Source organism: Robiginitalea sp., assembly GCF_982776155.1.
In genome coordinates this window covers 75339-87423 of the sequence record NZ_CEXZKX010000009.1, presented here as the reverse complement: position 1 = coordinate 87423, position 12085 = coordinate 75339, and the positions used below count along the sequence as shown (strand labels likewise).

General features: G+C 56.7%; 15 protein-coding genes. 9 read left to right on the top strand and 6 right to left on the bottom strand.

Annotation, left to right across the window (positions count from 1 at the left end; translation table 11 throughout):
• Positions 1–206: 206 nt before the first annotated feature.
• Together AC3DKS_RS13545 and AC3DKS_RS13540 are read right to left on the bottom strand one after the other, a co-directional pair.
• Entirely contained in the window at positions 207–572 is a 366-nt protein-coding gene (locus AC3DKS_RS13545; RefSeq protein ID WP_474731932.1) for a hypothetical protein, read from the bottom strand.
• A 67-nt stretch (positions 573–639) separates the two neighbouring features.
• Positions 640–873 (bottom strand): hypothetical protein, encoded by a 234-nt coding sequence (locus AC3DKS_RS13540; protein WP_272607127.1) that lies wholly within the window; start codon positions 871–873, stop codon positions 640–642.
• Positions 874–1046: 173 nt separating this feature from the next.
• On the opposite strand from AC3DKS_RS13540, the gene AC3DKS_RS13535 reads away from it, so the two are divergent.
• From AC3DKS_RS13535 to AC3DKS_RS13525, 3 genes are all read left to right on the top strand, one after another.
• Complete coding sequence (locus tag AC3DKS_RS13535) at positions 1047–1217, top strand: DUF6747 family protein (protein WP_015753745.1); 171 nt, start codon at positions 1047–1049, stop codon at positions 1215–1217.
• Positions 1218–1280: 63 nt separating this feature from the next.
• The gene (locus tag AC3DKS_RS13530; RefSeq protein ID WP_474731929.1) at positions 1281–2258 is read left to right on the top strand and encodes a phosphotransferase; all 978 of its coding nucleotides are present in this window, start codon (positions 1281–1283) and stop codon (positions 2256–2258) included.
• Positions 2248–3603 carry an ADP-ribosylglycohydrolase family protein gene (locus AC3DKS_RS13525; protein ID WP_474731926.1) on the top strand — a complete coding sequence of 452 codons (1356 nt, stop codon included), beginning with the start codon at positions 2248–2250 and terminating at the stop codon, positions 3601–3603. The genes AC3DKS_RS13530 and AC3DKS_RS13525 overlap by 11 nt, the downstream gene beginning before the upstream one ends.
• On the opposite strand, the gene AC3DKS_RS13520 is transcribed toward AC3DKS_RS13525, so the two are convergent.
• Both AC3DKS_RS13520 and AC3DKS_RS13515 read right to left on the bottom strand, forming a co-directional pair.
• Positions 3575–4579, bottom strand: coding sequence for a glycosyltransferase family protein (locus tag AC3DKS_RS13520; protein ID WP_015753742.1), 1005 nt, complete (start codon positions 4577–4579; stop codon positions 3575–3577). The two genes, AC3DKS_RS13525 and AC3DKS_RS13520, sit on opposite strands and share 29 nt — an antisense overlap.
• Positions 4580–4585: 6 nt before the next feature.
• Positions 4586–5428, bottom strand: a complete 843-nt coding sequence (locus tag AC3DKS_RS13515) for a UDP-2,3-diacylglucosamine diphosphatase (protein ID WP_015753741.1) — start codon at positions 5426–5428, stop codon at positions 4586–4588.
• Positions 5429–5998: 570 nt separating this feature from the next.
• Here AC3DKS_RS13515 and AC3DKS_RS13510 point away from each other — a divergent pair.
• From AC3DKS_RS13510 to AC3DKS_RS13485, 6 genes are all read left to right on the top strand, one after another.
• A complete protein-coding gene (locus tag AC3DKS_RS13510; protein WP_015753739.1) occupies positions 5999–6169 on the top strand; it encodes a DUF6747 family protein in 171 nt (56 codons plus the stop codon).
• Positions 6170–6239: 70 nt separating this feature from the next.
• On the top strand, positions 6240–6371 hold the full coding sequence (locus AC3DKS_RS13505; RefSeq protein ID WP_262500409.1) for a hypothetical protein: 132 nt from the start codon (positions 6240–6242) through the stop codon (positions 6369–6371).
• A gap of 145 nt (positions 6372–6516) precedes the next feature.
• The gene (locus tag AC3DKS_RS13500) at positions 6517–7164 is read left to right on the top strand and encodes a TIGR04282 family arsenosugar biosynthesis glycosyltransferase (protein ID WP_015753737.1); all 648 of its coding nucleotides are present in this window, start codon (positions 6517–6519) and stop codon (positions 7162–7164) included.
• Entirely contained in the window at positions 7142–7957 is an 816-nt protein-coding gene (locus AC3DKS_RS13495) for a purine-nucleoside phosphorylase (RefSeq protein WP_272607124.1), read from the top strand. Before AC3DKS_RS13500 ends, AC3DKS_RS13495 begins: the two co-directional genes overlap by 23 nt.
• A 154-nt stretch (positions 7958–8111) precedes the next feature.
• On the top strand, positions 8112–9077 hold the full coding sequence (arsM, locus tag AC3DKS_RS13490; protein WP_272607123.1) for an arsenosugar biosynthesis arsenite methyltransferase ArsM: 966 nt from the start codon (positions 8112–8114) through the stop codon (positions 9075–9077).
• A gap of 87 nt (positions 9078–9164) precedes the next feature.
• On the top strand, positions 9165–9905 hold the full coding sequence (locus AC3DKS_RS13485) for a DUF547 domain-containing protein (RefSeq protein ID WP_272607122.1): 741 nt from the start codon (positions 9165–9167) through the stop codon (positions 9903–9905).
• A 43-nt stretch (positions 9906–9948) separates the two neighbouring features.
• On the opposite strand, the gene AC3DKS_RS13480 is transcribed toward AC3DKS_RS13485, so the two are convergent.
• Both AC3DKS_RS13480 and AC3DKS_RS13475 read right to left on the bottom strand, forming a co-directional pair.
• A complete protein-coding gene (locus tag AC3DKS_RS13480; protein ID WP_238528109.1) occupies positions 9949–10929 on the bottom strand; it encodes an N-acetylmuramoyl-L-alanine amidase family protein in 981 nt (326 codons plus the stop codon).
• A gap of 130 nt (positions 10930–11059) precedes the next feature.
• Entirely contained in the window at positions 11060–12061 is a 1002-nt protein-coding gene (locus AC3DKS_RS13475; RefSeq protein WP_041327003.1) for a glycoside hydrolase family 113, read from the bottom strand.
• Positions 12062–12085: the final 24 nt, after the last annotated feature.

Below are 12085 nucleotides of genomic sequence, written 5' to 3'. Positions count from 1 at the left end.
GTATCTCCTGGCACCCGGCAAGGCGGGGGACCCAAGGAACAGCGAGCGCAGCGAAACTATTCCTGGCTTCCGACTTCAGGCGGGGGACCAAAGGAACACCGAGCGAAGCGAGGTATCTCCTGGAGGGCGTCGCCGGCAACGCAGGCGGGGACCCTAGACAAACCCGCAATAAAGTGGCATCTTCTAATACAAATACCTTTAACACTTCAAAATGGCCCGAAATCAATTCTAAGTGAATCTTCCTCTACACTCAGTCTGAATGACTCGTTGGCAGGGATCCATCCTTCGATATATCCTGGGCAGGTAGACCTAAATACAAGACCATCAACATACAACCTGATTCCGTAGCAAGCTTCCCCAGGATAGATTTCCTTGTCGGTATCTAATGCTATCCTTTGAACGTCACCTGACCGCAATTCAAGCAAACGCCCCACCTCCACATCTTGAATATGAATTAATATACTGTCGATGTGGATGCTGCTATTATTGCTAACTTGAATGAAAGGCGCCCCACGATTGCAGGAGTAAAAGAGGATCAGTATACCTATTGCAGGTAACAGATACTTTTTCATTTGTGGATGTTTCAAAGGAATTTATCAAAATTAGCCATACCCACTTCAACCAGAAACCCCAAATCCCCTATCTGCAATCAAAAGTAACCTCCTTTTCGGTAGGCGAGAGATAAACCGTATCCCGGGATTCAATGCAAATCCGCTCCTTGCGAACCTCTCTATCGAGCAGATAATTATCCGGATCTTCAGGGTCAGCCACAAAAGATTGAACGGTACAATCGCATCGTTCATATTCGTTCGGGTCGCATATAGCAGCCAGGCTGAGAACAAAAAAGCAGAGCGTGTAAGTGATGATTTTCATAACAATATTTAGCCCTGAATCTAACTTGTTATAAACACAAAATCATTAAGTCATCGTTAAATCCTCCCCCTCTCACCCCATTTCCCCTACACTTCATCGAAAATTCCGCCCTCCCGGCAGGTTTGGCCCGGCTCTGGATTGTTTCCTAATCAAAACCCTCAAATACTATCGTTATGGAAACTGTATCTCTTATCCGCGAAATCTACCAGGAAGCCTTCCGCAATCTGGGAAACTATATCGTACGCAACTACCTGAAGCTGTTTGCCTGGTTCAGCTTGGCGATGTTCTTTGTAGTGCTTTACGCCTTTATCTTCAGGCTGGCCACCGGATTCGCCTTTGACTAACCTGCAGAAACACCTGCCGGAAGGAGCCGGATTCTTCCTATCTTTCGGGGAAATTCAACACCCTTGAAAGCATTCGATATCCACTCCGAACCCCAGGAGATCTCCGCCTTCCTGTCCGGCCTGGGCTGGCTGGAAGACGGGGAGTCGGTCCGTGAAGTTTCCCGGGCCGGGGAAGGCAATATGAACGTGGTCCTGCGGCTTGCCACCACCGGCCGGTCCCTGATATTAAAGCAGTCCCGTCCGTATGTGCAAAAATACCCGGACATCCCGGCCCCCTTAGGGCGGATCCGGACGGAATACCGCTTTTACCGGGAAGTGCAGGGGGCGGGCATCCAAGACCACCTGCCGGCCATATACGGCTTTCACGAGCCGTCCCACCTCCTGTTGATGGAAGACTTGGGCAAGGCGGAAGACATGACCTTCCTCTACCGGACCCAGCAACCCGACGCGGAAACGTTGCAGGCCCTGGCCGGAGCCCTGGCCCGGATCCACGCCTGTACGCTCCCTGCGGACTACCCGGACAACCTGGAGCTCCGCCAACTCAACCACCAGCATATCTTTGTCCTGCCCTTCCGGGAGGATAACGGCTTTTCCCTGGACGACGTTCAGCCCGGCCTCGCCGCCCTGGCGGCCCCTTACCTAAACGACCAGGCGCTGATTCACAACATTACTGAACTCGGCGAGCGCTACCTCAGCGAGGGCGACACGCTGCTCCACGGCGACTACTACCCCGGCAGTTGGCTGCAGGCTGATGGCAAGGCGTACATCATCGACCCGGAATTCAGCTTTGCGGGCTTCCCCGAATTCGACCTGGGAGTGATGGCAGCCCATCTGGTGATGGCCACCAATGATCCGGACGCATGGCGCCGGGTGCTGGACATGTATCCGAACCCCGCCGACCCCCAGCTCACGGGGCGGGTAGCCGGCACGGAAATCCTGCGCAGGCTGATCGGCCTGGCCCAGCTTCCCCTGGAACGTTCCCTGGACGAAAAACGCAACCTTCTCGAGACGGCCCGCAAACTCGTACTCTATGGAAACTAAAACCTGCACTACTCCCCGGTTGGCCTTATACACGCTCACGGCCCTGCTGGCACTGGCCGCCTGCAAAACGGAGCCTTCCCGCGAGACGGATATCCCGTCCCCCATCAAATCTTCCTATGGGAGTACGATAGGCCTGCCGGATTCCCTGGGATATTACGACAAGGTGCTCGGCGCCCTGGCGGGGTCGGCCATTGGCGATGCCATGGGGGCCTCCACCGAGATGTGGCACCGGAAGGATATCCAAAAGACCTATGGCTATGTACAGGGGATAACCCCGGCCATCCGCCCCCAGTCGCCCGAAGGGACCTGGGACCACAACCTCCAGGCAGGGGCCACCACGGACGACACCCGGTGGAAAGCCCTGATGGCAGGCTACATCGGGGAAAACCGCAACGAACTGGCCCCCCGGGCATTTGCCCGCATGCTCACGGATTATTACGAAGCCGCGGTATCGGATCTGGGGGATGAATCCCTGCTGGAGTCCACGGATGCCATCGACAGCACCCTGGAACGCGTGGACTGGATCCGGGAATGGGCCCGCGTTGCCCAGGCCTACCAGGCGGGACCGGATTCCTACAACCTGGCCCGCGACCGGTTTTACGGGGGCGACCTGACCTGCGCCGGCATGCTCTATACCCCGGCCCTGGGCCTGGTGGCGGAAAACCCGGAAGCTGCCTACCGTCTGGCTTATGACCACGCCCTGTTCGATCTGGGATACGCCCGGGACATCTCGGCCCTGGTAGCGGCCATGACCCGGATGGCGATGAATACCAGCCAGACGGATTCCCTGCTAAACACCGCAGTATTCATTGACCCGTATCGCTTTGAGGACAGCCGGCTCGTGGGGCGGATTTCCCTGACACTGGCTCTTTCCGCTCGGAACTACGTCAAGCGGGCGCGGTTGCTGCGGCCCCTGCCGAAAGACTTTTCCAGGGATTCCCTCCTGAGACTCGTGCCCACGGGGTATCCGGAGGGCCCGGAGGGCTGGCGGCAGCAGGAATTTATCTATTCCAACCTGGAACGCGACCAGAAGGCCCACGCCTTCCACGCCGGGGAAATCTGGCAGATCCTGATCGCCAGCCTGGAATTCGGCCAGGGTGACTTTATGAAAACCATGCAGTTTATTGTCAACTACGGCAGGGATAACGACACGGTTGCCGCCGTTGCAGGGATGATCCTCGGGGCCCAGCTGGGGTTTGAAGCGCTGCCGGAGCGGGAACGCCAACTCGTGCTGCGGTTTAGCCGGGATCATCTGGGGATGGACCTGGAGGCGATGGCGCGGGAAATCTGCGGGCTCGATGCCGGGTGGCGCCCCGCTACGCCCAAACCGGAGCCGTCCGGGTAGCCAGGATGCGATGGACCAGTTCCCGGGTCTGGTCCGGGTAATCCATCCGGAGCCGTTTGTCCGACATCACCCAGGCCTGCAACCGGGGCAGTTCCCTGGCGGACAGGCCGGCGAGTACCGGTACACCCATGGCTTTCAGGGCAGCGGCATTGCATTGCTGTTCCAACTGCGCCCGCATGGGGATGACACAGAGTTTTTTTCCCATAAAAAGGGCTTCGGACGGGGTTTCGAACCCGGCGGCGCTCAAGACTCCCCGGCAGGAGGTAATACTCTCCAAAAAGGCCTGGTTGGACACAGGCTGAATCGAAACGTTCCCGAAACGGTAGGCGTGGTGACTGTGTTTGGAAAATACCTGCCAGCTAACCGAGGGAATCTCGGAAAGAACGCGGAGAATCCGGCTGTCTGAATAGGCAGGGAGGTAAACCGTGTAATGGCCGGAATCCGAAAGCGTTGCATGGCGGATGCCGTTGCGGATGACCGGGGTATACATATCCGGTTCATAGGCCTTGAAATGGAAACCGAACTGCCGGGATACCGGTGCATACCGGGAAAGGACGAAACGTCCAATGCGGTCTGGCTTTTCCGGCTGGGGAGCGGCAGCCGAAAGGACGGCTGCCTGGTGGCTGACCCCCCAGCAGGGAACCCCCCGAAGCTTGCAGGCCCAGGCCGATACCGGCTCAAAGTCATTGAGGACCAGGTCGTAGTCCGCTACCGGCAACTGGCGGATTTCCCGTTGAAGCCGCATGGAATTGGCCTTGAGGTAGGTCCGCCAAAAATCCACTCCACCCTGTTTCCCGAAAATAAAACTCAGGCCGCGGAAACGGAATTTAACCGGGTACGGAAGCGGGATGTCTGCCTGGGTCCCGCTCACGAGCAAATCCAGGGATACCCCCTGGCGCAGCAATTCCGGAACAATGGCCCGGGCCCGGCTCAAATGGCCATTTCCGGTTCCCTGTATGGCGTAAAGGATGCGCATCAATACTTATTCTGCCATGAGTTCCCGAAGGAGTTCGGCATGGGTTTGAGGGTGTTCAAAGGCCGCAGGGGCATCGGAACCCTCCCGGGCGCGTTCCTGCATCCGCACGTCATCTTCGTACCGGTAGATCCTCCAGGCACCCTGGTCGTATTCCAGGCAGCTCAGGTTCTCAACCCAATCCCCCGAATTCAGGTAAACCACCGAACCTTCCGACGCCTCGATCCGCCGGATAACCGGTTGGTGGATATGCCCGCATACCACATAGTCATACGCGTTCTCTACGGCGATTTCGGCTGCAGTAAGCTCAAAATTATCGATGAATTTAATGGCCGACTTGACGCTGTTCTTGATTCGTTTGGACATGGAGAGTTTTCCGTAGCCCATATTCAGGCTCACATAATTCACCCCGCGGTTCAACAGGATCAAGGCGTCATACCCAATGGCCCCCAACCGAGCGAGCCACTTGGAGTGTTGCATGGTAATATCGAATACATCCCCGTGGAAAAACCAGGCGCGCCTGCCGTCCAACTCCAGCACCACCTTATTGACTACCCGGAAGTTCCCCAGGGACGACCCGGCAAATTTTCGAAGCATCTCGTCGTGGTTACCCGTTACGTAATACACCTCAACCCCCCTGGAAACCCAGTCCACGAGTTGCCGGATTACCTTCATGTGAGCCGGGGGCCAGTACCGCTTGGAGAATTGCCAGATATCGATGATATCCCCATTGAGGATCACCCGGGACGGGCGGATGGATTTCATGTAGGCGAGCAGCTCGGTTGCGTGGCACCCGTACGTCCCCAGGTGTACATCGGAAATGACGACGAGCTCGACGTCTCTTTTAGCCATAGAACATATTTGGATAACTTCAATATTCCCAATTTAACATAAACAGGATGTCAATAAGGGATTATTAAAAAGTTTCGGGTCCTTTAAGGTTTTGAAACCAGCGCGCCTGATCCGTTGGCAATTCCCCGGGAATTCCTCCCAACCCTTTACAATTCCACAACCTAAGTTTCACGCCCCCGTAATACGCCTCAATCAAAAAACCGGGATATTTGGGTCTCATTCAATTGCTAAGCCAGAATTGAGTTAGTTTGGTTAAACCGGTGCCGGGAGGCATCGGTTTTTTTCTGCCCGTTATTCTATCCGAATTTTTGTCCGAATTTCTGTCCGCCCGGATGGTTTACGGAGAATCCCACTTTCCGGCTGCGATCCTGCATTTCACCGATGAAATCCTCCAAAGGCCGAAGCAGGGGGCATTGACAGGGCACCGGCCAACTGCGGCAATTCCCGTTGAATTACAACTTCCCTGCAATTAATCGAGAGAAATCCGTCGAAAATCCAGAATGCCGGGAATTCCGCTGAAAACTTTTAAGCTTTGTCTCAACCAAATTTTAATCCGTAATAGCCTATTTTATGAAAACAGTTTTACTCCTGAAAGAAATATACCTGGAAGCTTTTAAGAACCTCGGAAACATGATCGTGCGCAATTATTTCCGGATTTTTGCCTGGTTCAGTTTCGCCATGTTCCTCGTGGTCCTATATGCCTTTTTATTCCGCCTCTGGACGGGATTCCCCTTTGACTAGGTTACCGGGACCCGCAGCCTGAACACCTGCCGGGATTTCCATAATGCTTTTACGGGAACACTATATGATTATGAAACACAATTTGTACCTGGGGAAATTGTTCCGGTTTGGGACGTTCCTCTACCGAAACCGCACGCCGATCCTCTTCTGGCTCTACATCCTTGCGATGATGGCCTACGCCTACCGCTGGATGCCGGAATAAGGCAACCCGGACCCCCGGCGAAGGTGGTCCTTTTCGGGAAGAATTCAACCGGGAAGACTTCATTTTCCCAAAGAATAACCAGTATATTTGATTCGCTTAAAATAACTGCTCCCCCGCAGGGAAGCAGTAAAAAATCGAATGGCTGGTGTCCCGAAACTCCGAACAGGCGCTGCTTGTATTTACCCGCAACCCCGAACGGGGCAAATGTAAGACCCGACTGGCTGCAACGGTCGGGGACGACGCCGCATTGCGTATCTATACCTTCCTCCTCCGGCATACGGCCGCCGTGTGCACCGGCCTGCCGGACACCGATAAATTCGTCTATTACAGTGAATACCTGGGCGACGGCAAACTCTGGGACCCCGCGGTTTTTAAACCCCGGCTCCAGGAGGGCCCGGACCTGGGCGCGCGTATGGAACACGCCTTCCGCACCGCATTTGACGCCGGGTACCAACGGGTGGTACTCATTGGCAGCGACCTGTACGACCTGGGCACCGGCGACCTCTCACGCGCCTTTGACGCGCTGCAGGATGCTCCCGTGGTCATCGGGCCTGCCACGGACGGCGGCTACTATCTGATGGGCCTGACCGGGCCGATGCCCCAACTCTTCCGCGGTATGGCCTGGGGGACGGACACCGTATTGCCCAACACGATGGATGCCCTTGGGAAAATCCGGCCGCACCTGCTCGATTTCCGAAACGATGTGGATTACTACGAAGACATTGCCGGCATCCCCGCCTTTGAACCCTTTTTAAAAGATCACGCTACCAATGACGGAAAAACAACTCGATAAATCCGTAGCCTACCTGAAGGACCGGGGCTTCGACAACCCGGAAATCGGCATTGTGCTCGGCAGCGGCCTTGGCCGGATGGCCGATGAACTGGAAGACTCCCGCGTTGCCCATTACCACAACATCCCGAATTTCCCGCTCGCCACGGTAGAGTTTCACAGCGGGAAACTGTTTTGCGGAACCATCCACGGAAAAAAGGTGGTGGTGATGCAGGGGCGGTTCCACCTGTACGAGGGCTATGACTTTTTCGACATCACCTACCCGATCCGGGTCATGGAGCGGCTGGGTATCCGCAAACTCCTGATCTCAAATGCGGCAGGGGCCGTCAACCTGGATTTCCAGAAGGGCGACTTGATGCTGATCACCGACCACATCAACCTGCAGGGAGGTTCCCCCCTGGCCTTTAAAAACGTCGCGGATTTCGGGGAGCGGTTTGTCGATATGAGCTGCCCCTACGACCGGGAGATGCAGGGTCGGATCCGGGAGATTGCCAAAGGTACTGATTGCGTCTTGCGGGAAGGCGTCTATGCCGCCGTTTTCGGGCCCCAGCTCGAGACGCGGGCCGAATACCGGATGCTGGGCCGCCTGGGCGCGGATGCCGTGGGGATGAGCACCGTGCCGGAAGTAATCGTGGCCAACCACCTGAAACTGCCGGTTGCCGCCATTTCGGTGATCACCGATTTGGGAGACCCGGACCACCTGGAGCCCGTTAATGTTACGGAGATCCTGGCCGTTGCCGCCCGGGCCGAACCCGGCCTGGTACGGATCATGAAAGAACTGATCCGGGAAATTTAAACGGCGGGGACGGATAGCATCTTTTTTGTACGCCAGGCACAGAATAGCATCGAGCCCTTGTAAGGAAATACCGGGGATTGCTACCAAGACAGAAATACGAAACCCGGTTCGGATATGCACACCTGCTTTTCCGCAGTCGGCAAACCCCCTTCCTATGAGCTATTTGAAAGCGACCAACGAATTGTACCGTGAAGCTGCCCTGACCCCGGATGTGGGCCTGTGCTGCACAACAAACCCCATCTGGCAACTCCCCGGCCTGACTGTGCCCAAAATCATGCAGGAAATGAATTACGGTTGCGGGAGTACCGTCAATGCCCAAGACCTCGCGGGCAATCCCAAAATCCTCTATGTGGGTGTCGGCGGGGGGATGGAACTCCTCCAGTTTGCCTATTTTTCCCGACAGCCGGGCGGGGTGATCGGGGTGGATGTGGTCGATGAAATGCTGGAGGCCTCCCGCGCCAATTTCCAGGTAGCAGCGGCTGAAAATTCCTGGTTTGACCCCCGCTTTGTGGAACTGGTGAAAGGGGATGCCCTGAACCTGCCGGTGGCCGACGAATCCGTTGATGTGGCCGCCCAGAATTGCCTGTTCAATATCTTCAAAGAGGAAGATCTGCGGTTAGCTGTTGCCGAGATGTACCGCGTGCTGAAACCCCGAGGCCGTTTGGTTATGAGCGACCCGGTTTGCGATACACCCCTGAGCCAAACCCTTCGCAACGACGACCGCCTCCGGGCACTCTGCCTTAGTGGGAGCATCCCTGTAAACGATTATATACGCGTACTGACGAATGCCGGCTTTGGCACCATCGAGGTTCGGGCACGGCGACTGTACCGGGTCCTGAGCCCGAACCACTATCCGGTAGACCGGCTGATCCCGATCGAATCTATCGAAGTGGCCGCCATCAAGGATCCCATGCCCGAAGACGGCCCCTGCGTATTTACGGGAAAAACCGCCATATATTATGGCAACCAAAAAGTATACGACGATGGGAAGGGCCATGTGCTTGTGCAAAACCAGCCGCTGGCTGTTTGCGATAAAACCGCCGCTGCACTGGCCCTTGAAAATGCGGAAATCCACGTGAGCGATAGCACCTGGCACTATACCGGCGGTGGCTGTTGCTGACCCATCGGACCGCATCCGCCTGGGAAGACCTGGCCCCACTGAACCTTTGGCGCCACTTTTGCGTAGATAAATTAAACCCGCAATAAAATGAAACGCGTACTCCTGTTCCTGCCCATCCTGGCCCTGGCCATAACTTTTGTTTCCGGCCGCCCGGCCACCGGGGCCCCCGGATACCCGGACCCGCCCGGACACGAAGCGTGGAACAAACTGGTCGGCCAACATGTTTATCCGAACGGCACGGTAAACTACAACGGTTTTGCCCGGGACCGGGAAGTTCTCGACAGCTACATAAGTACCCTGGAAAAAAACCCGCCCGCCGGCGCCTGGAGTCGTGAGGAAAAACTGGCCTACTACATCAACCTCTACAATGCGGCCACCATCCGGCTCATCCTGGATCATTTCCCCATTGAGAGCATCATGCGGATCGGGAACCCCTGGGGGCAGAACATCCTCAACATCGGGGGGGTGGCCTACAACCTCAACAACATCGAACACGACATCCTCCGGAAGATGGGGGAGCCCCGGATCCATTTTGCCATCAATTGTGCCTCTACGTCCTGCCCGGTATTGCAACCCTTTGCTTTTACGGCGGATAAGATGGAGTCCCAGCTGGACCGGGCCGCACGGGAATTTATCAACGACCCCGGCCGGAATGCGATCGGCGGGGACAAAGCCGAGCTGTCAAAAATATTCAAATGGTACAAAGAGGATTTTACGGAATCGCACGGCAGCCTGGTGGCCTACCTGAACCAGTATCTGGAAGAACCGCTTCCCGAAGGTGCAAAAATCGGATACCTGGCCTACGACTGGTCCCTGAACCGGCCCTGATTTTCCGGTTTTCCCGATTTGCCCCCAGGGCCGGGGAAGCCACCTAGCGGTCCTCGTAATCGGCCAGGATCCCCTCGCATATCCAGTTGGCCAAAGCCTGCCGGTTGTCCGGGTCCAGGATCCGGCGCTGGTCGCGGGTGTTGCGGATATTGCCAATCTCGATAAACGCGGTTGCCGGCAGGGTGTTTTTTACCAGGTAGAGCGTACTCCGGTCTTCAAAGGTGCCTGTATAGGTCCGGCCCGGCTGGTAATACGCGTATTTTTCCTGGAAGGTCTTGTGGATGTGCTCGGCGAGTTTCTTGCCGCTACGGCTCTTGTTGTGGTGGTAGAAGAACACGTCGATATTCTGCCCTTTGCTCCGGCTGTCCACATGGGTAACAATCAGGCGCTGGTGCTTCCCGCGGTTCTCGAGATAGAGGTTGTTCACCGCCTCCACGCGCTGTTTCAGCCGCGCCAGCTGGTTGAGCGGGATGGCCTGGTCCGGGAGGGCCACTTCGTCCGTATCCATTTCCAAAACGCGGGCGTCCCGGATGCCGTCGTCCGGGTCGCGGATGATGATATGCACCGTTGCGCCGTGGGCCAGGAGCTTCCGGGCCAGGCGCAGGGTTACGTCATAAGCGTATTCGTCCTCGGAAATCAGCTTGCCGTTGTACTTGGTCATCGCCCCGGGGTCCGGGCCGCCGTGGCCGGATACCAGGTAGAATACGGCCCCTTCCAGGCGGGAGCTCTCCGGCGGGACCTCGGCGTACTGTTCCCCGAAAATATCGTATCGCGCAAACGTGGGTACTTCAGCCGCCTCCTCTTCCGGGGATGGTATGGGGATCAGGTAGGTAGTCCCTTCGTACAGGCTGGCACCCTCGCCGAGGCGGGGTTCGTTCAGCGCGATAAAATCCTCGATGTGCCGGGCGGGATCGGCCCCGTGCTTGCGCAAAAGGGAAAAGATGCCGTCGCCGGGTTCGGCCACGACCTGCAGCGTGTCTTGGGCATGGGACGGCAGCCCGACCAGCCATGAGATACCTGCCATAAAACCAAGAAACGAACCCCTCATCCTCAAAAGCGTTTTACAAAGATTATCAAAAATGCTGCCGAAATGCAAGGGGAATTTTCCGGCGGCTGGCGGGGCCATCCTCCCGGCTAACCGTTTCGGGCCGCTGTCAGAACCGGCCGTAGTACTCGCGCAGGACTTTTTCCGCCGGCTTGTTCTGGGGGGTAAAACGGTTGTCCCCCGGACCGCCTGAGACCGGATGGTGGAGGAACCACTTCCAGACAAAACCGCCTGCAAACCAGGGCTCCCTCCAGAATTCCTCGAACAGGGCCCGCTGGGCTTCCGCCTGGGCCCCCAGGTTGACGCGCTCGTCATTCCGGTCTACCAACCAGGGTTTTTTGGCCGTATAGTCCATACTCCGGTAGCCGTATTCCGTGAAGAGCACCGGGCGGTCGAGTTCCAGGGAGAGCTCCCGGATCTCCGTTTTCCATTTCTGCCAGCCCGCGCGCATCTCCTCGAGCCCCGGGTCCCGGGATTCGGAAAGTGGGAAATACGCGTCGATCCCGATATAGTCCAGGTCTTCCCAAAAAGGTGTCCGCGTGTATTCGTCCCAATTGGCGGCATAGGTGAGTTTCCCCCGGTAGCGCTCCCGGATGTCCGCGATCAGGCCTTCCCAAAAAGCCGGTCGGGCCTTGACAAATTCTTCGAGTTCCGTGCCGATACAAAACATATCGGCCCCCGTTTCCCGGGCGAGATCGGCGTAGTTGAGGATGAATTCCCGGTAGGATGCCTCGAGCCGCTGCCAGTCTGCCTCGGTTTCCATTTTCATATCGCCGGTAAACATCCCCCTCCAGATCCAGAGGTGCGGCTTGATCATCACCCGGATGCCGTTGGCGTGCAACAATTCCACATATTGCCTGGCCCCCATGCGGGTTTCCCCAAACCACTGGCGGTCCGTATCGAAGATGATTTCCGGGGTATCGGGTTCCCGGATAAACCCATAGGGCATGACGGAGGCGTAATCCGCGTTTATGGAAACGATGGCGTCCACATGGGCCTGGCTCGCACGCTCCGGGGAGCCCACAAAACTAACGCCATTGATTTTTTCAATCTGCTTCCCGCTGCACGCGCACAACAGGAACACCCCTAATATCCATCCAATACACCTCATAATTTGCGAATTGCCGACTGCTAA

Bases quoted from the DNA above. Each gene is read 5' to 3' on its own strand.
- AC3DKS_RS13505 (WP_262500409.1), top strand. From the start codon at position 6,240: ATGAAACACAATTTGTACCTGGGGAAATTGTTCCGGTTTGGGACGTTC.
- AC3DKS_RS13540 (WP_272607127.1), bottom strand. From the start codon at position 873: ATGAAAATCATCACTTACACGCTCTGCTTTTTTGTTCTCAGCCTGGCT.
- AC3DKS_RS13520 (WP_015753742.1), bottom strand. From the start codon at position 4,579: ATGCGCATCCTTTACGCCATACAGGGAACCGGAAATGGCCATTTGAGC.
- AC3DKS_RS13535 (WP_015753745.1), top strand. From the start codon at position 1,047: ATGGAAACTGTATCTCTTATCCGCGAAATCTACCAGGAAGCCTTCCGC.
- AC3DKS_RS13475 (WP_041327003.1), bottom strand. From the start codon at position 12,061: ATGAGGTGTATTGGATGGATATTAGGGGTGTTCCTGTTGTGCGCGTGC.
- AC3DKS_RS13525 (WP_474731926.1), top strand. From the start codon at position 2,248: ATGGAAACTAAAACCTGCACTACTCCCCGGTTGGCCTTATACACGCTC.
- AC3DKS_RS13485 (WP_272607122.1), top strand. From the start codon at position 9,165: ATGAAACGCGTACTCCTGTTCCTGCCCATCCTGGCCCTGGCCATAACT.
- AC3DKS_RS13545 (WP_474731932.1), bottom strand. From the start codon at position 572: ATGAAAAAGTATCTGTTACCTGCAATAGGTATACTGATCCTCTTTTAC.
- AC3DKS_RS13515 (WP_015753741.1), bottom strand. From the start codon at position 5,428: ATGGCTAAAAGAGACGTCGAGCTCGTCGTCATTTCCGATGTACACCTG.
- arsM (WP_272607123.1), top strand. From the start codon at position 8,112: ATGAGCTATTTGAAAGCGACCAACGAATTGTACCGTGAAGCTGCCCTG.
- AC3DKS_RS13495 (WP_272607124.1), top strand. From the start codon at position 7,142: ATGACGGAAAAACAACTCGATAAATCCGTAGCCTACCTGAAGGACCGG.
- AC3DKS_RS13480 (WP_238528109.1), bottom strand. From the start codon at position 10,929: ATGGCAGGTATCTCATGGCTGGTCGGGCTGCCGTCCCATGCCCAAGAC.
- AC3DKS_RS13510 (WP_015753739.1), top strand. From the start codon at position 5,999: ATGAAAACAGTTTTACTCCTGAAAGAAATATACCTGGAAGCTTTTAAG.